The organism is Mesorhizobium sp. M0478, from assembly GCF_040321305.1.
Taxonomy (GTDB): Bacteria; Pseudomonadota; Alphaproteobacteria; order Rhizobiales; family Rhizobiaceae; genus Mesorhizobium.
Window position 1 is genome coordinate 182,873 of the sequence record NZ_JAMYRH010000006.1, and the last position, 21,123, is coordinate 203,995.

Below are 21,123 nucleotides of genomic sequence, written 5' to 3' on the forward strand. Positions count from 1 at the left end.
TTGCAGTATCTAGAGAAATGGACGGACTGGCTCGGCGAAGGCAAGGTCGGTCCCTTCAACGCCGCACTGGTCTGCGTCGCGGTCTATTGCGTCGTCCAGATCGTGGTGATGGCGCTGCTGTCCCATGTCGTAGGAACCGGTGTCGGCGTCGACGATTCCGAACAGCTGATGTACATGCACTACCTCTGGGCTGGCTATGGCGGCTCGCAGCCGCCGCTCTACACCTGGCTTGCCCGCCTCGTCGCCGCCGTGGTCGGAACGAACATCCTGGCGCTCAAGATCGTGAAGTACCTGCTGATCGGAGCGGCGCTGGCGTCGGTTTTCATCGCTGTCCGCCGCCTGGGCTATTCCAGCCGCGCTGGCGCCGCCGCATTGTTCGGCCTGCTGTTGTTTCCGCAGATGGTGTGGGAGATGCAGCACGCCCTCACCCACTCGATCGCCGCTTTCTGTTTTTCAGTGGTGCTGTTTCTTGCGCTCGTTGAACTGGTGCAGCGGCGTTCGCTGGCCACCTATGTGCTGTTTGGCGTGGCGATGGCCGCCGCCATCCTGTCGAAATACAACAACGCGATCTTTCTCGGCGCGCTGATGCTGTCCACCTTGTCGCTGCGCGAAACGCGCGGCGTCATCCTCAACCGCCGGTTTTCGATCAGCCTTGTCGTGGCGGTGCTGCTTTGCCTGCCGACGCTCTACTGGAACCTGACCTACACCGACCAGTTGCTGTCGCACAGCGGCGGCTTCGGCATGGGCAGAGGAGAAAGCGCCATACAAACCGCATTCTACGGAATGCGCGGACTGGGCAAGGCTATCCTGTATTTCGCCGTGTTGCCGGCCGGCATATTCGTCGCGGCTTTGCTCATCGCATGGAAAAAGCCGGCGCCCGCGCTGCAACCGGCGCCATGGACCGAGAAACTGGTGTGGCGCACCATCGCTTTTGCCCTGGCGATGACCATCGTGCTCGTCCTGGCGAGCGGGACGACGCAATTTCGCGATCGCTGGATGCTTCCCATCCTTGTGTTGCTGCCGGTCGCGCTGGCCTTGCGGATGGATGCCAGAGGCGACAAGGGAAGGAAGGTGCAGGACGTCGTCGTCTTTGTCGGCGCAACGCTTGCCATCCTCGTGCTGCCGGTGACCTGGTACACGCACCTCAATGGCGGCGACAGCCGCGGCAGCATCGTGCGTGTCGACTACCAGTCGCTCTATGGCCAGCTGACGGCAAACGGTCCGGTTCGCACGGCGATATCGAGCTGGCACTGGGTGGGAAATCTGCGTCTTGTCGATCCCGATCTGGTCGTGCTCGACGACGAGATGCCGGACTTCGGCCATTTGCTGATCGAGCCGGCGGTGCTCGTGATGGCCAATGACAAGGAACCTCCTGAGGGCATCCTGCGGGCCTTGAGCGAGGCCGGCTATGTCGCTGACGGCTCGCCGCAGCAGTTGGTCGTCCCGATGCTGTTCGACAGCGAGCCGCCCACCCGCACGCTGACGGTCACGCGGCTGAAGAAAGCGGCCGCGGGCGTAGCGCCACAGTAAGTCGGCAGGGAGGCGTCGGGTGGAGAAACAAGGGTTCGGTCGTCATCGCAAGATCATGCCGTTCGAGCCCGGCTCCGTCGAAGCCTTGCGCGAAACATCGCGCCAGAAGGCGGCGTCGCTGAACCAGCATGTGCTGGGCTATGGCGCGCTGGCTGAAGCCGAATGGCAAGCGGCAGGCATCGCCGCGCCCGATCTTGCCGCGATGCGCAAATACCGGCTCGAGCGCCTCCGCGCCGAACTGAGGCGCCGAAACTACGCCGGCGCGCTGCTCTACGACCCCGTCAACATCCGCTACGCCACCGATTCGACCAACATGCAGCTGTGGGTCGCGCACAATCCGACCCGCCACTGCTTCGTCGCCACTGAGGGACCCGTGGTGCTGTTCGACTATTTCTCCTGCGAGCATCTGTCCGACCATTCCGGCGTCGTTGACGAGGTGCGGCCGGCAGTGTCGTGGATGTACCTCTATGGCGGTGAGCTGACCGAGCACAAAGTCCGCCGCTGGGCGGCCGGCATCGCCGATCTGGTCAAGGAGCATGGCGGCGGCAACAGCCGCATTGCGGTCGACCACATCAACCCGGAAGGCGTCGAGGAACTCGCCCGGCTCGGCATCTCGATTGGCAATGGCGAAGCGGTGATGGAAAATGCGCGGCTGATCAAATCGCCGGACGAGATCCTCGCCATGCGCCGCGCAATCGTCGCTTGCGAAGCGGCGATGGGTGAAATGGAGAAGGCGCTGACGTCGGGCATTTCCGAAAACGAATTGTGGGCCGAACTCCACCGCGGCAACATTGCGCGCGGCGGCGAATGGATCGAAACCCGGCTGCTGGCCTCGGGGCCGCGCACCAATCCGTGGTTCCAGGAATGCTCATCGCGCGTGATCGAAGCAGGCGACCTCGTCGCCTTCGACACCGACCTGATCGGTCCCTACGGCTTCTGCGCCGATCTCTCGCGCACCTGGCTTTGCGGTGACGCCAGGCCGTCGAACGAGCAGCGCGACCTGTTCCGCATTGCCGCCGACCAGATCGCCCACAACACGCAATTGATGCAGCCCGGCATGTCCTTTCGCGACCTGGTCGAACGCTCCGTGGTGCCGCCGGGAGATTGCTTCCCGGCGCGCTACGGCGTGCTCTATCACGGCGTCGGCCTCGCCGACGAGTATCCAACCCTGCCACATGCCAGCGACTGGACGCCGGACACGCCCGATGGCGTGCTGGAGCCGGGAATGGTGCTGTGCGTGGAAAGCTATATCGGCCGTCTCGGCGACCATGAGGGCGTCAAGATCGAGGAACAGATCCTGATCACCGAGACCGGTAACGAGCAGCTTTCAACCTACCCGTTGGATGCGAGGCTGCTCGGCTGATCCGGCAAGCGCCTCGCGCAGAGCCTTGAGCGTCTTTTCCGGCGTCGTCCTGGCGGTGATGTAGGGCAGGCCTTTGCGCCTTGCCGTCCAGCCGACGACCTTCACGGCGTTTGCCGCAGGCTCGAAACGCTGCGCCAGCGCCCAGCTCTCACAGTCGATGGCAGCTATATCCGCCTTGCCCTCGGCGACCGCGACGATCGAGCCGCGATGGCCACCGCTTTCGCTGCGCGAGGAAAAGATATCCAGGCTTTCGCCGGCGGCCTGCAGATCGCGCGCCAGTGCAATGATGCCCGACATCGAATCGAGGCTGTTGTAGGTAAAACGCTTGCCGCGCATCAGATCGAGCGGCAGCGAGGCTTTGCCATCCGCGGGCGAGCGAACCTCCGGTCCCTCGCCCGTCCGCATCACCAGCGCGCTCGAATAGAGTTCGCCTTCGCCGCCCTCGTAAGCGTAGTAGCTCGGCTGGCCGACCACCTGCACATGCTTGCTCAGGCCGAGTTCCATCGGCCCCCAGCAGGTCTGCGCGAACAGCAGCGCCGGATGCAGCCAAAGCTGGTGATGGTCGAGTTCGTCCGGCGGCAGTGTCGCCGGATCGGGCGCGATCAGTCTGCCCTCGGCGTCGTGGATACCGCCCGGCACCGGCGGCAGGTCGCCATTGCGGCGCACGATTGTCTGCGGCCCATCGACGCCCTTGTGCCGAAAAGCATCGCGCAACGCTGCCCATTGCGCGTCGACCTCGCCGCGCACTTCGGGCCAGTCATACATCGGCAATGCCGCAACCAAATCACTCATGCCGACACTCAATCATCATGGCTCGGGAAAGGATCGCAAAAACGCGGCGTCCAATCAGAATTGGCCGACACGGGTTCGGGAAGTCCGGGGATTATTCCTTCGGCGGTTCGGCCGGAACCGGCGCGCTGCCAAGCCCGCTGATGCTGCGCGCCCTGATGCGCGGCTTGAACGCCCTGCCCGGCTCGGGCTGGCGGCGCAGCACCGGGTGCACGATCGGCTCCTTGGCCTTGAAGGCGTAGGCTTTGATCAGTGCGAAATAGTTCGGATAGGCGTAGCCATTGTTCATCCGCAGCCACTCGTCGCGGCGGTCGGCAAACAGTTTTGGAAGTCTGTACCAGGCAACCGTCGGCGTCTTGTGGTGAACGAAGTGCAGATTGTTGTTGAGGAACAGGAACGACAGCGGCGAGCGCTCGATGATCACCGTGCGTCCTTCAGGGTGCTCGGACCACTGATGTTCGGCGAAAGTCCGGACCGCGATCAGCGACTGGCCGAGCCAGACCGGCACCAGAATGTAGAGCCATACCGGAATGCCGAAGCCGAACTGAACGATCGGCACCACGATGGCGAGGCCGATCGCATGCAGCAGCCATGCCTTGCCGATCGCCTTATCGCCGGCAATCACATGCCTGGCGTCGTCGACGAAGAAACCGATGCAGGACAGCCAGGGGCCGAGAAAGAAACGGCCGGCCATGGTGTTGTTGATCTTGAGCAGGAATTTCATCGTCGGCGGCAGATCGTCATGCATCCACAACGCCTGGTAATAGCTCTCGGGATCGTCGAGCGGATCGGTCAGGCGCTCGTCGGCGTGGTGGCGCAAATGGAGCGTCTTGAAGCGACGGAACGGCCAGACCAGGCCGATCGGCAGGAAGACCAAGGCTTCGTTGATGAGCGCGCTGCGCGTCGGATGGCCATGCAGCACTTCGTGCATGATCGACGACTGCAAGGCCAGGATGAAGCCGAGGAGAAGAAGTGCCGGGGTCGGATAAGAGGGCCAGAGCAGGAGCCCGGCAGCGAGCCACATTCCGTAACAGAAGAAAGCGAGGACCACGGTCGGCCACTCGATGGCCGCTGCGTCGCGTCGCTTGATGCGCTTGCCTGTCATGCTATCGACCACTGTCCCTCAGTCGCCGGAATTGTTCCTGACAGCATAGTGTCAGGAGAAGCGATTCCGCTCAACGAGACAAAGTGTACAAAATGTTGCGATTGCGCATTTTTGACCGCAGATGTTATGCATTGTAAACAACCCTACGGATTCATTTACGCTGGAAATGCTGATTCGACGGCTCGGGCGCAAATTTTTCCTAAGAGAGTGCGGAGAACGAACAGTGGACAAACGGGACCTTTCGGCAATCTTCCGGGAGCGCCTGAAGCTGCTCCTGACACGGTCCGATCTCAACCAGTCGGCTTTCGCGTCAGCAGTCGGCATCGACCGGTCGGCGCTGTCGCAACTGATGTCCGGCGCCTCGACGCGCCTGCCACGTGCCGAAACGCTGCTCAACATCGCCGCCGAATTCAAGATCTCGCTGGACTGGCTGCTCGGCCTCTCCCAGGATGAAGGCGTCACCGGCGAAATCCGCGAAAGCCTGGAGATCGAAGAGGCGCCCGACGGCTTCGACCGCACGCTGCTCGCCAAATGGTTCGCCGAGGCCGCAGGCACCAAGATCCGCTATGTGCCGGCCGGCATTCCCGATCTCCTGCGCACACGCCAGCTGGTCGACTACGAAGCCAACATCACCAACCGCAGCCGTCTGGCGCAGGCCAGCGAGACGCAGTACCGCATCGAGTACAACCGGCGCCCTGAGACCGACATGGAGGTCTGCATGCCGCGCCATACGCTTGAGATCTTTGCCCGCGGCCTGGGCGTCTGGGACCGCTTTCCCGAGGCTGACCGCCGGCAGCAGCTTGCCCATATGGCGACGCTGCTTGACGATCTCTACCCCACCTTCCGCCTGTTCCTCTATGACGGCCGCATGCGCTATTCCATCCCGCTGACCATCTTCGGCCCTTATCGCGCCGCCATCTATGTCGGCGACATGTATGTCGTGCTGAACGCCACCCAGCCGGTCCAAGCGCTGACCCAGCATTTCGACAATCTGATCCGGGCCGCCGACATCAACCCGCATGAGGCCGCCGCCTACGCGCGCAATCTGGCCGGCGCGTCATTTCCATCGGGTTCTGCCTGATCCCCAACGCCCCGGAAAGGTGCGCCGCGCGGCATTGCCGGTCGCAAACACATTGACTGGACATAAAGACTTCTTTATATCCTTATTCCATTCAAATATCTGAAAGTCGATCCGATGACCGCGAACAATCCCATCGATGCTCTGCTGGCCGAAAAGGGCGTGCTGCTCGCCGATGGCGCCACCGGCACCAATCTGTTCGCCATGGGTCTGGAGGCCGGCGAAGCGCCCGAGTTGCTGAACGAGACAGCGCCCGACACCATCACCAGCCTGCACCAGAATTTCGTCGACGCCGGCGCCGATATCATCCTCACCAACTCGTTCGGCGGCACCCGCCACCGGCTGAAGCTGCATCATGCGCAGGACCGCGTGCATGCGTTGAACAAGCGCGCCGCAGAGATTGCCCGCGCGGTCGCCGACAAGGCCGACAGGAAAGTCATCGTCGCCGGCTCGGTCGGTCCGACCGGCGAGTTGCTGGTGCCGCTCGGCACCATGACCTATGACGAAGCAGTCGAGGCTTTTGCCGAGCAGATCGAGGGTCTCAAGGAAGGCGGCGCCGAAGTCGCCTGGATCGAGACCATGTCTGCGCCGGACGAAATCCGCGCCGCGGCGGAGGCCGCCATCCGCGTCGGCCTGCCCTACACCTATACCGGTTCGTTCGACACTGCCGGCCGCACCATGATGGGCCTGCTGCCCAGGGATATCCACGGCGTCGTCGACGGACTTTCAGAGACACCGCTCGGTGTCGGCGCCAATTGCGGTGTCGGCGCCTCCGACATCCTGGCCTCGCTGCTCGACATGACCGAGGCGAAGCCGGAAGCGACGGTGATCGTCAAGGGCAATTGCGGCATTCCCGAATTTCGTGGCACCGAGATCCATTATTCCGGCACGCCGGAGCTGATGGCCGACTATGTCCGGCTGGCGGTGGATGGCGGCGCGAAGATCATCGGTGGCTGCTGCGGCACGTCGTTCCAGCACCTTGCCGCCATGCGCAAGGCGCTCGACGCGCACACCAAATCCGAACGCCCGACCGTCGCGGCGATCGTCGAGCGCATCGGTCCGATGCGCAACAAGGTGGCGACGGAAAACACCGCCGAGACCAGCGAAGCCCGCCGCGAACGCCGCCGCACCCGGGCCTGATATCGAACTTATTCGCTGTTTTCAGCGTAACGCGATAGGGCCGTCTTGAAATCCAGGGCGGTGCTGTCGGCGCTTTCATTCATCGTCACCAGGTCACCCGACGACTGCGGATTGCCGATCTGCTCCAGCATGACGCGAAAGCGGTCATTGGTCAGCGCCGACTTTGCGGTATTCCGGGCTGCGTCGACGTCATCCATGATGCGCCTGGATTCTGGCGACAGCGTTCCCGACGCCTGCGTGTGTCTCACCGCCGGCGTCGTGTTTCCAATGTTCATGATCTGCAATTCCCGGCTCCCCAAGCCCAGTCCCGACCCCATGCAATAATAGCAGGGCATTGCGATGACGTTCCGGAAAAGCTGCGCAATTTAACGATCAGGCGGATCATCTGTGCGCTTCGGATCAATCGATCCGAAAAAAAGGCCGGCAGGGTTTCCCCCGCCGGCCTGCCTCACCCGCCCGTAGCCGGTTCCCCGTATCAGAACGACCCCCGTCTGAAAGGAACCGGCTGTATTGCCACTACCGGTTACCGCCGAGCGCCGAGGCAAGGCGCACAAGCGAAAGGAACTCGGACCTGTACCCAAACGGGTCGGCTCCTCGGGCGGCGGTGGCAATCTCCATGATCTTGTCGTAGCCGAACTTCGCGGTCGCATCCTCGTCGCGCAGCTTCTGGCCGAAGGCGGCGACAGCGACGGAGAAACGCTGGTCGGTGCTGGCCTGGTCGAAGGACGCGACCTCGTTGGCCGACGTCACCGGCGTGGTGATCAGCTTCGAGACGTCTTCGTTCGGCAGCTTGTAGCGGATTTTCACGAAGGCATATTCGTCGGCGTTGGCGACGCCGCCATTGTCGACCGCGGCCTGGCCGTAGCGCAGCGGATCCATCTGCTCGCCGCCACTGCCCTTCGGCGTGATCTCGTAGATGGCGGTCACCGAATGACCGGAGCCGATATCGCCGGCATCGACGCGGTCATTGTTGAAGTCCTCGCGGTTCAAGGCGCGGGTTTCATAGCCGATCAGCCGGTACTCCGAGACCTTGTCCGGATTGAACTCGACCTGGACCTTGACGTCCTTGGCGATGGTGAACAGCGTCGAGGAAGCATCCTCGACCAGAACCTTCTCGGCCTCGGCCAGCGTGTCGATATAGGCGGCGGTGCCGTTGCCGTTCTGGGCGATGGTCTGCATCATCTGGTCGTTCAGATTGCCGCGTCCAAAGCCGAACACCGACAGGAAGACGCCGGTCTTGCGCTCCTGCTCGATCAGTCGCTTCAGATCGTCGTCATCGGTCTGGCCGACATTGAAGTCGCCGTCCGTGGCCAGCATCACACGGTTGATGCCGTCCTTGACGAAGGACTGCTGGGCAAGCTTGTAGGCTTCCTTGATACCCGCCTCGCCGGCCGTCGAGCCGCCCGGCTGCAGATTGTCGATAGCGTTGAGGATCTTGTCCTTCTCGGTGACCTTGGTCGGCATCAGCACGGTGCCGGCGTCACCGGCATAGGTGACGATCGAGATGGTGTCGTCCGCCTTGAGCTTGCTGACCAGCAGCCGGAAAGCCGACTTGAGCAGCGGCAGCTTGTCCGGCTCATCCATCGAACCCGAGACGTCGATCAGGAACACCAGATTGGCCTTCGGCTGCTCGACCGGCTTGATGTCGAAGCCCTTGATGGCGACGTGCATCAGCTTGGTGTGCCCGTTCCACGGCGTCGGCATGACGCTGACGGTCGAATTGAACGGCGTCGAAGCCGAGTCCGGCCCCTTCCAGTCATAGGGGAAGTAATTGACCATCTCCTCGACGCGCACCGTGTCGGCCTGCGGCAGGTAGCCCTGCTTCAGCGAGCCGCGGACGAAGGAATAGGAAGCGGTGTCGACGTCGATCGAGAAGGTCGAGACCGGATCCTGAAGCGCTGCATGCACAGGATTGGTCTTGAAATCCTCGACGCGGTCGCGGTTTGGCTCCTGCGGCGCTATCTGGTCGGCCGGCATCGTCGAAGGCTGCGCCAGGTACTTGGATTCGGTCGCGCCGGCCATGCGGTCGACCCGCGCGACGCCGGCCGGGGCAGCGGTGCCGTCAAGCGACAACTCGCGGCTCTCAACTGGCGCAGGCTCGGCCAACACGCCGCGTCCCAGCGCATCCTGCTGCGCCGGGGCGACAGCAACGGTCGATTCGGGCTTCGGCGACGCGGGTGGCGTAAGCGGCGTAGTGGTGTCGCGGCTTCGCACATCGGCGTCGGCCTTCTTGTCGCCTTCAGGCGCCTGCTTTTCTTTTACCGGCGCGTTGATCGCCGGCCCATTGGTTGCCGGCTTGTCGGCCAGCGTCTCGGTGATCTTCTCGTCGCTACCGAACGGCAACGGCTGTTCCCTCAGCATGTGGAAGGTGGCGTATCCGGCGATCGGCAGGGCGACGAGCCCGGCAATGGCTGGCGTGGCGATGAGTTTCTTTTGCATGATCTCGCTCCAGAGCTTTTGTGCTCGCTCTGTGAGACGAAGCCCGCCGACCGATCCTTGGGTGACGGCAGAAATATTTTCCTGATCATAGGCGCGCATGGCGGCTTCGAAGGCGCGTGTCTTCGCGCTCTCGCCCGGCGCAGGTACTGCTGCATCGCGCAGCCTGTTGAGTTCGTTGTCGTCGACCATGGTCACACTTCCCCGGCTGAACGAATCAACGTCTTCAGCCGTTTCTTCGCTTCATGGATGTGCCAGGAAACCGTCGTCTCCGAGATTGCCATCGCCTCGGCGGCGGCCGCATGGCTCAACCCTTCGCCATAGACCAGAAGTACTGCATCGCGCTGCTTGTCCGGCAGTTGCCGCACCGCTGCCCAGAGCGCCTCAGTCGGATCTTCGGGCTCGGCGGATGCCTCTCCCGATATCATGCTGTAGGCGCCGAAAGCCTCGGTCTTGACGTTTTCGCGCGTCGTCTTGCGCATCATGTCGCGCGCCGCGTTCAGCGTCACGGAATAGAGCCATGTCGTAAACGCGCCGCCGCCGCGGTAGTCGCGGATCGCCTTGCCGAGACGGACACAGACCTCCTGGGCGATGTCTTCGGCATCGGCCTTCTTTCCGCACCAGCGATAGGCGGCGCGATAGACGAAGTCGTAGTGCCGCTCCAGCAATTTGCCGAAGGCACCCCTGTCTCCGCCCTTCGCCCGCCCGATCAATTCGGCGTCGGAGGCTTCGCTTTCATCCAGCATCATCGCCATCATTTGCCTGTTGGACGAAGGCTAATGGCCAATCCTTGGGGTTATGGAAAGATTTTTTTCCGAGGCGACGGATGCACGCGCAACAGGTGCGCTGAGATTCAGGTGAGGCCGAGCCGAAAACGATGGATTTCGAGAACCGGAGTGGAGCGTACTTTTGGTACGCGAGCACCGGAAGCACTGAAAGCCGTCGTTTGCAGGCCGGCCTCACCTGAATATCAGCACACCTGGCCCGAGGCCCAGCCGGACGACCAAGCCCACTGAAAATTATAGCCGCCCAGCCAGCCCGTGACATCGACGACTTCGCCGATGAAAAACAGCCCCGGCACGGATTTCGCCTGCATCGTCTTCTGATCGAGCCCGTTGGTATCGACACCGCCAAGCGTCACTTCCGCCGTGCGGTAACCCTCGGAGCCGGCCGGCTTGATGCGCCAGTCGTTGACGGCGGCTTCGACGGTTTTCATTTGCAGGTCTGTCAAATCAGCGAGATTGCCATCGATCCCACTGCGCTCGGCGACTGCTTGCGCAAGGCGCTTCGGCAAATGGTTTGCAAGCACCGTCTGCACCGCTTGCCTGCCGTTGACGCGCCGGGCGGCGCGAAGCAGTTCCGCCACATCCCTCCCCGGCAGCATGGCGATGCGGATCTCGTCGCCCTCGCGCCAATAGGACGATATTTGCAGGATGGAAGGCCCGCTCAAGCCGCGATGCGTAAACAGCATCGCTTCTGAAAACCGCGTCTTGCCGCAGGCGACTTCGGCATCGACGGCATTGCCGGCCAAAGGCGCCAGCCGCTCCAGCGTTCTTGCGTCGAAGGTAAGCGGCACCAGCGCCGGCCGTGTTTCCACCACCGGAAGGCCGAATTGCGCCGCAAGCTCGTAGCCGAAACCGGACGCGCCCATTTTGGGGATCGACTTGCCCCCGCAAGCCACGACTAACGAGCTGCAAGCGACGCTGCCAGCGGAGAGCGTCAGCACAAACCCGTCCGCGGTCTTGCTGACGTTCCTCACCTCGGTCGACAACGCCAGTTCCACACCCCAATCCTGCATGTCGGAAACCAGCATGTCGATGACCTGGCGCGCCGAGCCGTCGCAAAACAGCTGTCCCAGCGTCTTCTCGTGATAGGCAATGCCATGGCGTTCGACGAGCGCGATGAAGTCGCCTTGCGTGTAGCGGCTGAGCGCCGAAATGCAGAAATGCGGATTGCCGGAGATGAAATTCTTCGGGCTGGTGTGGATGTTGGTGAAATTGCAGCGGCCACCGCCGGAGATGCGGATCTTCTCGCCGGGCTTTGCCGCGTGATCGAGCACCAGGACCGAGCGGCCGCGCTTGCCCGCCTCGATGGCGCACATCATTCCGGCCGCACCGGCGCCGATCACCACGACATCATAGGATTGCATCAGGCTGTTCGTTCCCGCTCGACTGGCGCTGTTTTAACAGGCCGCGCCAATCGTGCAGTCTCTACCCGTTCGTTGCGACTTCAGGCAACGCCTCGTTAGATCAGCGTCTCGGCGAACAGCGTCGTCAGTCGCTTCCAATGACGTTCGGCGCCGGCCGCGTTGAAGACGCAGTGGTCCGACACGCACCAGCCATGCGCCATGCCGGCATAGTTTTCGATGGCGTGGTCGACCTCCGCCACGCGCAGCGCCTCGACCAGCCGCGCCGACTGCTCCGGCGGAAAGCTGCGGTCGACGCCCGATGTCCCGACATAGACGCGCGCCTTGATCATTGCGGCCTTGCGGTGCGGGCTGTCGGCGGCATCGCTGGCCAGATTGCCGCCATGGAAGCTCGCCGCCGCCACGATGCGATCGGGATAGGTTGCAGCCGCATTCAAAGCCCGCGCCCCGCCCATGCAGTAACCGACGACACCGACCGGTCCGGTGACACCTTCAGCGGTAAGCGTGTCGAGGAACGCCCTGCTGTCGCGGATGGTCATGTCCTGTGTCGTGCCGTGGACCAACGCCGTCAGCGCGACCTTGGTCTCCTCGACGACGAAAGCGGTCTTGGGCTCGAACGGCCCGTAGGGTGCTTTGCGATAGAAAAGATCCGGCACCAGCACGGCATAGCCCTCGCCTGCCAGCCGTTCCGCCATTGCGTCGAGCGCCGGTCGCGGACCGAAAGCGTCCATATAGAGAATGATGCCGGCCCTGGACGAGGAAGCGGTCGCCGAGCGGAACAGCCCGGCTTTCGCCACGCCGTCCCCGGTCTTGATCTCAATGTCCTGCTTCGCCATGGCCCGCTCCGTTAAATGTCGTGCGATACATATAAGCAGGCACCGTCAGGGCAAGCCGTTCCCTGACAATCCCGTTCAACACTTTGTGCGGGCTTTCGACCCGGCTACAGGCCGGCAAACGCCGTCATGTGAAAGGCCTGAACCTCAGGCGGATAGCGATGGGCCGTGCCATACGGACAGGCGTTGCGGTCGAGGCAGCCGCCGCCGCGGCATGGTTCGCCCTTCGATCCCCGCACATGCGCCAGGCAAGCCTGATGAGCGAAACCATCCGCGGAATAGGCGTCAACCGGACAGGATTTCAGGCAAGGTTTTGCAACACAGGCGTCGCAAAGGTGAATCGCTTCGCGACGTTCAGGAAGCGCGATCTCATCCTCGAACAGCAACGCGCCGCGATAGGCATGCCAGAGCCCGTACTGCGGATGCATCAGGATGCCCAGCGGCGACGGTCTCAGCCCCTCCGCTCGCATCGCCCATTGCTGGAACGGCAGATAAGGTCTGTCCGAAGGCGAAACGGCGCGCGCGCCGAATTTCTCCGCCACCGCACCGATCACTGCGCGCGACCATGTGTCGAGCGGATTAGCAATGGTTTGCGGTTGCCGGTCGCGCCAGCGCAGGAAATGCGGCCAGGGTGCCGCTCCCGCCTGCCCCACCAACAGCACGGATTTGGCGGGGGCAACTGAAGGGCCATGCGGCGGCGTTTCGCTTGTTGCGAAATTGAAGCCGCCGCGCAGGATGAGGCCGTCGGCGGAAAGCGCGGCCGCTATCTCGTCAGCCCGGCGCCGCGCAATCATCCCTTCTTGTCCGGGTCGGAGAAAGCGCTCCGCCAGACTTCCTTGTGGATGATGTTGGCGACTTTAGCCCCGCCTGACTCGGGCTCCTTTCAGGTGAAGGCGTCAGCCATCGACGCCTTCTTCGTCGCGATGTAGTCCTTCAGCCCGTCGTCGATGCCCGGATCGAGATACGGCGCCTCATAGGTCTCCAGCCAGCGGCGGGCGAGTTCGTTGGCGCGCTGCGGCGCTGTCTTCTCGCCCTCGGCCAGCCACTGCTCGTAGGAATTGTTGTCGGCGATGCTGGAGCGGTAGAAGGCGGTCTGGAAATTGGCCTGGGTGTGGTCGCAGCCGAGATAGTGGCTGCCCGGGCCGACCTGGCGGATGGCGTCCATCGCCTGGCCGTTTTCCGAGAGGTCGACGCCTTCGGAAAACTTTTGCGTCATGCCGAGCTGATCGATGTCCATCATGAATTTTTCGTAGCAGGACGCCAGTCCGCCTTCGAGCCAGCCGGCCGAATGCAGGACGAAATTGGTGCCGGCAAGAATGGTCGAGTTGAGCGTGTTGGCGCTCTCGTAGGCGGCCTGCGCATCCGGAACCTTGGAGGCGCAGAGCGAGCCGCCGGTGCGGAACGGCAGACCGAGCCGGCGGGCAAGCTGTGCGGCGCCGTAGGAAACCAGCGACGGCTCCGGTGTGCCGAAGGTCGGCGCACCAGACTGCATGGAGATCGACGAGGCGAAGGTGCCGAACAGCACCGGCGCGCCGGGACGGATCAACTGCGTGAAAGAGGCGCCGGCCAGCACCTCTGCCAGAACCTGCGTCAGCGTGCCGGCCACCGTGACCGGGCTCATCGCGCCGGCAAGGATGAACGGCGTGACGATGCAAGCCTGGTTGTGACGCGAATAAACCTTCAGCGCGCCCAGCATGGTTTCGTCGAACACCATCGGCGAATTGGCGTTGATCAGGCTGGTCAGCACGGTGTTGTTTTCGACGAAATCGTCGCCGAACACGATCTTGGCCATGGCGACGGTGTCTTCGGCCCGCTCTGGCGCCGTCACCGAACCCATGAACGGTTTGTCCGAATATTTGATGTGGCTGTAGATCATGTCGAGATGGCGTTTGTTGACCGGCACGTCGACCGGCTCGCAAACCGTGCCGCCCGAATGGTGAATCGACGGCGCCATATAGGCGAGCTTCACGAAATTCCGGAAATCCTCGATCGTCGCGTAGCGCCTGACACCGTCGAGATCGCGCACGAAGGGCGGACCATAGACCGGCGCGAAGACCGTGGCGTTGCCGCCGATCTGCACCGAACGTTCGGCGTTGCGCGCATGCTGGGTGTAGATGGGCGGCGCGGTCTTCAGCAGCGAGCGGCAGAGGCCCTTGGGAAAATGCACGCGCTCGCCCTTGACGTCGGCGCCCGCCTCTTTCCAAAGCTGCAGCGCCTCGGCGTCGTCGCGAAAGATGATGCCGATCTCTTCCAGTACCGTATCGGTGTTGTTTTCGATAATCGCCAGGCCTTCCTCGTTGAGGACCTCATAGATGTTGATCTTGCGCTTGATATAGGTGAGCTGGGTGCCCGGTCCGCCGCCCGAGCGCGCCGCCCGCCTTGCAGCCGCGCCGCCGCTGGCAGCACGTCCACGTCGCGCATTGGACGCTTCCTGGTCGACTGACGCGTTTTCACTCATGATCGTTTTTCCCTAAAAACCGTTTGCGGCCGCGTAGGCGGCTTCTCGCCCGGATCGTAGCCATGCACCCTATTCGAAACGGCCCGCCAGCGCCAACGCCTGTCGCAAAATCGACAAGAATTCCAATAGATTTGCGGTCGCTTTCCTTTTGCGGGAAGTCGCAAATCAGCTATGGATACCTGCCCCCGCCGGGTTAGGTATTGACGCGATTATTTTAAGCCGCCGTGATCGCATCCGCGCGGCAAGGAGCCCGAGAAAAATGGCCGACGACGAGATCATCCTCTCCGAGCTTTCCGACGACGAGTTGGTGCAGCAGATGCACGACGATCTCTATGACGGACTGAAGGAAGAGATCGAGGAAGGCACCAACATCCTGCTCGAGCGCGGCTGGGTGCCCTACAAGGTGCTGACCGAAGCTCTGGTCGAAGGCATGCGCATCGTCGGCGAGGACTTTCGCGACGGCATCCTGTTCGTTCCCGAGGTGCTGCTGTCGGCCAACGCGATGAAAGCCGGCATGTTCATCCTGCGCCCGCTGCTGGCCGCCACCGGCGCGCCGAAGCAGGGCAAGATGGTGATCGGCACCGTCAAGGGCGACATCCACGACATCGGCAAGAACCTCGTCGGCATGATGATGGAAGGTGCCGGCTTCGACGTCATCGATCTCGGCATCAACAATGCGGTGGAAAAATACCTCGACGCCATCGAGCAGCACCAGCCCGACATTATCGGCATGTCGGCGCTTTTGACCACGACCATGCCTTACATGAAGGTCGTCATCGACACGATGAAGGAAAAGGGCATCCGCGACGACTATGTCGTCCTGGTCGGCGGCGCGCCGCTAAACGAGGAATTCGGCAAGGCCGTCGGCGCCGATGCCTATTGCCGCGACGCGGCTGTGGCGGTCGAGACCGCCAAGGACTTCATGAAGCGCAAGCATAACGTGCGCGCTTCAGCCTGATCTGTTACGCAAGGCGTCTGGGCCACAATCGAAAGCCGCGCCTTGCAGCGCGGCTTTTTTGTTCCAGCTATTGGAACGGATTGCTGCGTCAGGGTTTGGTGACGGTGTCGTCGACGGCTTTCGCAGTCGATTTGATATCCCGGCCGACACCACGGACGGTGTTGGCACAGGCCGTAAGCGCCAGGATGCAGGCAAGGATTGCAATCGGCGCAACGCGTAACAGTTTCATGGACGGTTTATCCCTCTCTCGATAGATTCGCCCCACAGCAACGAAGGCCGCTTCGACCGGGTTCCATGGCCAGAATGCAAAAAACGAAACCGAATCAGGACGACAGGCTGCTAGTCATCGCCTGCGGAATGATTGCGCGCGAAGTTTTGGCCGTCAAGGAGCAGCTCAAGCTCGACCATCTCGACCTGACCTGCCTGCCGGCGGAGTTCCATTTCTACCCCGACCGCATCGCACCGGCGATGGACAAGGCGATCGAAAAGGCCAAGGCGGAAGGCTATAGCAACATCTTCGTTGGCTATGCCGATTGCGGTACCGGCGGCATGCTCGACCGGGTCCTGGAGAAGCACGGCGTCGAGCGCATGGCCGGGCCGCACTGCTTTGCCTTCTACCAGGGCATGGACGCCTATGCGAAGGTCGCCGACGACGACATGATGTCGTTCTACATGACCGATTTCCTGTGCCGCCAGTTCGACGCCTTCTTCATGAAGCCGCTCGGCCTCGACAAGCACCCGGAGCTGATCAAGGACTATTTCGGCAACTACCAGAAGCTGATCTACATCGCCCAGACCGACGATCCGGAACTCGACAAGGTCGCCGAGAAGGCCGCGAAGATGCTTGGCCTCGCCTATGAGCGCCGCTCGACCGGCTATGGCGACCTGACGGCTGAATTGGCGCGGGTGGCGGCACATCCAGAAGAATTGCGTTAGGCGCCCGACTTCGGATTATTTGCTCTCCGGTTGCGGATCCGACACGAAATCGACAACGCGGCCGTTGTCTAACCGGATCGGCCCTCTTGCAGTTGGATCCTTGCGCAAAGCCTCTGCAAGCAGAGCGTCGACTGTGTCGAGATTGACCTGCAGAATTGTGCGGTCGCCCAGTTCCCAGTACTCGCCTTCATCGAAGACGTCGAACTTGTCGAAAAAAGGAGCAACTTTGCGAAGCAACTCGATGATCTCGATATGCGCCTCCGACCCCGCAAACTGGGTCTTGCAATATTGCTGCATGAAGAGGTCCCTGTCGAACTCGAACCTTAGGCGATCCGACTTGGGATGCGGCTGGCATTCTATCCCCAAGACCGGGCCGATATAGTCAACGCTGCGTTCGTCGATGACCCGGTTGAGAACCATTTCGGCCTCGTCTATCGGCCGAAATCGCCTTTCTCGAGCGATGGCAAGCGCTTCAACTTCCTGCAACAGCGCAACATATTGTTCCTCTCCGCGCAGTTGTCCCTCAAAATGGATTGTAACCCCCACGCGCACCTCCCGCGGAACATACCGCTGTTTAAGCACGGATGACAGGCCGCCGCGAATGGGTAAGTGTGCACTGGAAGATAGAATCGGCTGCTCCAGCCGCGCCAACATGGATACCACCGATGACCCCTCGCGTCCTGCTCGCCGCCCTTGGCCTCCTCTGCCTCGTCTTGCCCGCTCGCGCCGACGGCGAGGTGCAGAAGATCATCACGCCTGCCGACAAGGTTCGCCTCGACAAATATGGCGAGACCCGCAAGGCGGCGCTGGCCGAGGCAAAAGCGGGAGACCCGGCTGAGGTCAGCCAACTCGACGCGCTGCTGGCAAAGCCGATAGTGGCCTTTTCCGACAAGGACCTGAGCGGCAACTGGCAATGCCGAACCATCAAGGTGGGCCTGACCGGCCCGCTGGTCATCTATGGCTGGTTCAAGTGCAAGGTCACGGACGATGGCTCCGGCTGGCAGCTGGAAAAGGTCAGCGGCTCGCAACGCACCAAGGGCCGTTTCTTCGACGATAGCGAAAAACGCGCGATCTATCTCGGCTCCGGCTATGTCAATGACAACAAGCCAAAACCCTATGGCAGCGGCCCGGAAAGCGACCAGGTCGGCTATGCCTTCCGCACCAGCGCCAATGAATGGCGCATCGAATTCCCGGCGCCCTACTACGAATCGAAACTTGACATCATCGAGTTCAAGCGCTGATCCGTTGGTCTCTCGCTGGCCCGGCGGTCATCAAGATTTAACCTCGCCCGGCACAGAATTGAGCCGGGCGGCGCACGGCAAATGGTTGCGCGCCGGCAAGAAAGCGCGCCATGGCATCAGCGGTTGAAAAAAGTGCTGCGATCGTCATCGTCACCGAAGGCGGGCCGCACATCTGGGCCATCGTCAACGCCATCGCCGACCAGTTCGGTCCTGTCAGCGTCATCCTCGAAAGCCCTGAATCCAAAAAACAATTGCTGCTCGGCCGGGCGCGCCGCCAGGGCTTGTTTTCGGCCATCGGCCAGCTTGGCACGATGGTGCTGACCAGGCTCGGCAAACGCTTCTTCGCCGGGCACGCGGAGCGGCTGATCGCAGCGCAAAAACTGCAGACAGAGCCGAGGCCGGGACAAAAGATCATCCACGTCTCCTCCGCCGACGGGCCCGATTGCCTGCAGGCGGTCGCCGACATCCGCCCGGGCGTGGTGCTGCTCGCCGGCTGCCGGATTTTGTCCCGGCAGACGCTGGCGCAAATGCCCTGCCCGGTGCTCAACTACCACGCCGGCATCGCGCCCAAATACCGCGGCATGAATGGCGGCTACTGGGCGCTGGCCTCCGGCGATCTCCAGAATTTCGGCACCACCGTGCATCTGGTCGACGCCGGCGTCGACACCGGCGGCGTGTTGAAACAGGCGCGCGGCAAGCCGGAGCCCGGCGACATCATTTCGAGCTATGCGTTGCGCCAGGCGGCGTTCTCGCGCGACATCTGCGTCGAGGCGGTCCGCGACGCCTTGGACGGAAAGTTGGCCACGATCAAGCCGGACCTGCCCTCGAAACAATGGTACCACCCGACGATCTGGTTCTATCTCTGGACCGGCCTGACCAAGCGGGTTTGGTAGCCAGCCTTCCCTCGGAATCTCGCCTTTCTTTTTGCGACTCTCAATAGCGTCGCTTTTGAATGCGCGCGCGTCGTCCCATAACAAGCAGCCCCACTGCGCATCCGGCAATGCTCGCACCTGCTGGACAAAGTGGTGGAGCGTCGTTTCCCTCATGGACGCACGGCGCTCTACAGGGAGTGAGAGAATTCATGGCCGATCTGATCGTCGTCTATTGGCGCGACATCCCCGCCCAGGTCATTGTCAAGAAGGGCCGGCAGAACGCCAAGCGCGAACTGCCGCTGCGCTTCACCGAGGCGATCGATATGTGCGCCATGCGCACCGGCGCCGGCGGCACCGACGATTACCTCGCCGAATGGCGCAAGGCCGATCCGATCCCGGTCGGCGACGACCTCGAAGTCGAGGTCGAGAAGGCATTCAGCGACATCGACGCGAAATACGACCGCGAGCGGCTGGTCGCTCTAGTCAAGGCAGGCGGGAAAGAAAATGTCTGAAACCACTCCTGCCAAAGAAGGGCCAAGGGTTACCCAGCCGTTTACCCAGGCCACGCAGGTCAAGAAGGCAGCGCCGAAATCCGACTACAAGCCGGCCGACGTGTCGCCGCAGCGGCGCGTGCAGCGGTCGTTTGCCATCAGGCTGTGGTCCATTCGGCACTCGCGATTGCTCGAATGGTTCTACTCCAGGTTCGCCGACATGTTCCTGCTTCTTCATCCGCTTTGGAAAGGCCTCGGCTATGGGCGCGTCGAGGCGCCGATCAAGTTTGTCGAAAGGCGCGTCAAGGGCTTCATGTTCGACTGCCGCATGTGCGGCCAGTGCATCCTGTCCTCGACCGGCATGTCGTGCCCGATGAACTGCCCCAAGCAGCTGCGCAACGGCCCTTGCGGCGGTGTGCGCGCCAACGGCAATTGCGAGGTCGAGCCCGATATGCCTTGCGTCTGGGTTAAGGCCTGGGAAGGCTCGCGGAACATGGAGCATGGCGACAGGATCCTGACCGTGCAGAAGCCGGTCGACCAGTCGCTGCGCGAAACCTCGGCCTGGCTGCGGGTGACGGCCCAGTCGGCAGCGGCCCGTGAAGCAGCGGCCAAAGCCAACACTGGAGCGGCCGCGTGATCGGCCGCCAGCGCGATGAAAACCCGGCCGGCATCCATCTGCCGCTCGATCCGCTGCCCGGCCACTCCTCGCGTGGCCGGCTGGAGCGTGTGCTGCGGCGCGGCGAATTCGCGGTCACCACCGAGCTCAACCCGCCCGACAGCGCCGATCCCGAAGACGTCTATAACCGCGCGAAAATCTTCGACGGCTGGGTCGACGCCATCAATGCCGTCGATGCCTCCGGCGCCAACTGCCACATGTCGTCGGTCGGCATCTGCGCGCTTTTGACCCGCATGGGTTATGCGCCGATCATGCAGATCGCCTGCCGCGACAGGAACCGCATCGCGATCCAGGGCGACGTGCTGGGCGGTGCCGCCATGGGCGTCGCCAACATGCTGTGCCTCACCGGCGACGGCGTCCAGGCCGGCGACCAGCCCGGCGCCAAGCCTGTCTTCGACCTCGATTCCATGTCGTTGCTCGAAACCTGCCGCATCATGCGCGACAACGGCAAGTTCCTGTCCGGCCGCAAGTTGACGACGCCGCCGCAAATTTTCCTCGGCGCCGCCGTCAACCCCTTCGCGCCACCCTTCGATTTCCGCCCGATCCATCTCGGCAAGAAGATCGCCGCCGGCGCGCAGTTCGTGCAGACGCAATACTGCTTCGACGTGCCGATGTTCAGAACCTTCATGCAGAGGGCGCGGGACTTGGGGCATACGGAAAAAGTTTTCATCCTGTGCGGCGTCGGCCCGCTGGCTTCGGCCAAGACGGCCAAATGGATCCGCTCCAACGTGCCGGGCATTCATATTCCCGACGCCATCATCAAGCGGCTGGAAGGTGCGCAGGACCAGAAGAAGGAAGGCAAGCAGCTCTGCACCGACATCATCAACGAGGTGAAGGAAATTCCTGGTGTCTCCGGCATCCATGTGATGGCCTACCGCCAGGAGGAATATGTCGCCGAGATCGTCGATGAATCGGGTGTGCTGAAAGGCCGCCAGCCATGGAAACGCGAGATCCGCCACGACGATCAGATGGTCGCCGACCGGCTCGAGAGCATACTGCACGACGACATTACCGAAACGCAGGTGGATATGGTGAAGACCGCGCACTGACAGCGCGGACGGCCAGCCATTC

General features: G+C 62.5%; 22 protein-coding genes. 11 read left to right on the forward strand and 11 right to left on the reverse strand.

Annotated features, from left to right (window positions below):
- Positions 1–1,530, forward strand: coding sequence for an ArnT family glycosyltransferase (locus NKI64_RS16775; protein WP_352543086.1), 1,530 nt, complete (start codon positions 1–3; stop codon positions 1,528–1,530).
- Positions 1,531–1,585: 55 nt separating this feature from the next.
- Entirely contained in the window at positions 1,586–2,893 is a 1,308-nt protein-coding gene (locus tag NKI64_RS16780) for a M24 family metallopeptidase (RefSeq protein ID WP_352668966.1), read from the forward strand.
- Here the strand turns inward: NKI64_RS16780 and NKI64_RS16785 are convergent.
- Together NKI64_RS16785 and NKI64_RS16790 are read right to left on the reverse strand one after the other, a co-directional pair.
- Positions 2,858–3,685: a phosphate/phosphite/phosphonate ABC transporter substrate-binding protein gene (locus tag NKI64_RS16785; protein WP_352668845.1), complete on the reverse strand. Its 828-nt coding sequence runs from the start codon at positions 3,683–3,685 to the stop codon at positions 2,858–2,860. The two genes, NKI64_RS16780 and NKI64_RS16785, sit on opposite strands and share 36 nt — an antisense overlap.
- Positions 3,686–3,776: 91 nt before the next feature.
- Entirely contained in the window at positions 3,777–4,787 is a 1,011-nt protein-coding gene (locus NKI64_RS16790) for a fatty acid desaturase (protein ID WP_352651998.1), read from the reverse strand.
- Positions 4,788–5,010: 223 nt separating this feature from the next.
- Between NKI64_RS16790 and NKI64_RS16795 the strand changes: the two genes are divergently transcribed.
- Positions 5,011–5,868, forward strand: coding sequence for a helix-turn-helix domain-containing protein (locus tag NKI64_RS16795; protein WP_023681768.1), 858 nt, complete (start codon positions 5,011–5,013; stop codon positions 5,866–5,868).
- Between the two features lie 114 nt (positions 5,869–5,982).
- Entirely contained in the window at positions 5,983–7,005 is a 1,023-nt protein-coding gene (bmt, locus tag NKI64_RS16800; protein ID WP_352668848.1) for a betaine--homocysteine S-methyltransferase, read from the forward strand.
- Between the two features lie 8 nt (positions 7,006–7,013).
- Here bmt and NKI64_RS16805 read toward each other — a convergent pair whose 3' ends face one another.
- From NKI64_RS16805 to NKI64_RS16835, 7 genes are all read right to left on the reverse strand, one after another.
- Positions 7,014–7,280, reverse strand: coding sequence for a hypothetical protein (locus NKI64_RS16805; RefSeq protein WP_023753429.1), 267 nt, complete (start codon positions 7,278–7,280; stop codon positions 7,014–7,016).
- 241 nt (positions 7,281–7,521) lie between these two features.
- Entirely contained in the window at positions 7,522–9,633 is a 2,112-nt protein-coding gene (locus NKI64_RS16810; RefSeq protein WP_352668850.1) for a vWA domain-containing protein, read from the reverse strand.
- A gap of 2 nt (positions 9,634–9,635) precedes the next feature.
- Entirely contained in the window at positions 9,636–10,196 is a 561-nt protein-coding gene (locus NKI64_RS16815) for an RNA polymerase sigma factor (RefSeq protein WP_023688122.1), read from the reverse strand.
- Between the two features lie 215 nt (positions 10,197–10,411).
- Positions 10,412–11,590, reverse strand: coding sequence for a BaiN/RdsA family NAD(P)/FAD-dependent oxidoreductase (locus tag NKI64_RS16820; protein WP_023753431.1), 1,179 nt, complete (start codon positions 11,588–11,590; stop codon positions 10,412–10,414).
- A 95-nt stretch (positions 11,591–11,685) separates the two neighbouring features.
- On the reverse strand, positions 11,686–12,423 hold the full coding sequence (locus tag NKI64_RS16825) for a dienelactone hydrolase family protein (protein ID WP_023753432.1): 738 nt from the start codon (positions 12,421–12,423) through the stop codon (positions 11,686–11,688).
- Positions 12,424–12,527: 104 nt separating this feature from the next.
- A complete protein-coding gene (locus tag NKI64_RS16830; protein WP_023691016.1) occupies positions 12,528–13,214 on the reverse strand; it encodes a hypothetical protein in 687 nt (228 codons plus the stop codon).
- 89 nt (positions 13,215–13,303) lie between these two features.
- Positions 13,304–14,878, reverse strand: a complete 1,575-nt coding sequence (locus NKI64_RS16835; RefSeq protein WP_023670403.1) for a trimethylamine methyltransferase family protein — start codon at positions 14,876–14,878, stop codon at positions 13,304–13,306.
- A 259-nt stretch (positions 14,879–15,137) separates the two neighbouring features.
- Between NKI64_RS16835 and NKI64_RS16840 the strand changes: the two genes are divergently transcribed.
- Entirely contained in the window at positions 15,138–15,836 is a 699-nt protein-coding gene (locus tag NKI64_RS16840) for a cobalamin B12-binding domain-containing protein (RefSeq protein WP_023688118.1), read from the forward strand.
- 88 nt (positions 15,837–15,924) lie between these two features.
- On the opposite strand, the gene NKI64_RS16845 is transcribed toward NKI64_RS16840, so the two are convergent.
- Positions 15,925–16,065 (reverse strand): entericidin A/B family lipoprotein, encoded by a 141-nt coding sequence (locus tag NKI64_RS16845; RefSeq protein ID WP_023688117.1) that lies wholly within the window; start codon positions 16,063–16,065, stop codon positions 15,925–15,927.
- A 65-nt stretch (positions 16,066–16,130) separates the two neighbouring features.
- Here NKI64_RS16845 and NKI64_RS16850 point away from each other — a divergent pair, with 65 nt between their 5' ends.
- Positions 16,131–16,772: a DUF1638 domain-containing protein gene (locus NKI64_RS16850; RefSeq protein ID WP_023733763.1), complete on the forward strand. Its 642-nt coding sequence runs from the start codon at positions 16,131–16,133 to the stop codon at positions 16,770–16,772.
- Positions 16,773–16,787: 15 nt separating this feature from the next.
- On the opposite strand, the gene NKI64_RS16855 is transcribed toward NKI64_RS16850, so the two are convergent.
- Positions 16,788–17,426: a hypothetical protein gene (locus NKI64_RS16855; RefSeq protein ID WP_352668854.1), complete on the reverse strand. Its 639-nt coding sequence runs from the start codon at positions 17,424–17,426 to the stop codon at positions 16,788–16,790.
- Positions 17,427–17,437: 11 nt separating this feature from the next.
- Here NKI64_RS16855 and NKI64_RS16860 point away from each other — a divergent pair, with 11 nt between their 5' ends.
- The 5 genes from NKI64_RS16860 (at position 17,438) to NKI64_RS16880 (ending at position 21,101) form a co-directional block, all read left to right on the forward strand.
- A complete protein-coding gene (locus tag NKI64_RS16860) occupies positions 17,438–18,013 on the forward strand; it encodes a DUF4893 domain-containing protein (RefSeq protein WP_023670399.1) in 576 nt (191 codons plus the stop codon).
- A gap of 110 nt (positions 18,014–18,123) precedes the next feature.
- Entirely contained in the window at positions 18,124–18,906 is a 783-nt protein-coding gene (locus tag NKI64_RS16865) for a formyl transferase (protein WP_023733765.1), read from the forward strand.
- A gap of 188 nt (positions 18,907–19,094) precedes the next feature.
- Positions 19,095–19,397: a virulence factor gene (locus NKI64_RS16870; protein ID WP_023733766.1), complete on the forward strand. Its 303-nt coding sequence runs from the start codon at positions 19,095–19,097 to the stop codon at positions 19,395–19,397.
- A complete protein-coding gene (locus NKI64_RS16875) occupies positions 19,390–20,013 on the forward strand; it encodes a methylenetetrahydrofolate reductase C-terminal domain-containing protein (RefSeq protein WP_023681779.1) in 624 nt (207 codons plus the stop codon). Before NKI64_RS16870 ends, NKI64_RS16875 begins: the two co-directional genes overlap by 8 nt.
- Positions 20,010–21,101, forward strand: a complete 1,092-nt coding sequence (locus NKI64_RS16880) for a methylenetetrahydrofolate reductase (RefSeq protein WP_023681780.1) — start codon at positions 20,010–20,012, stop codon at positions 21,099–21,101. Before NKI64_RS16875 ends, NKI64_RS16880 begins: the two co-directional genes overlap by 4 nt.
- Positions 21,102–21,123 lie beyond the last annotated feature (22 nt).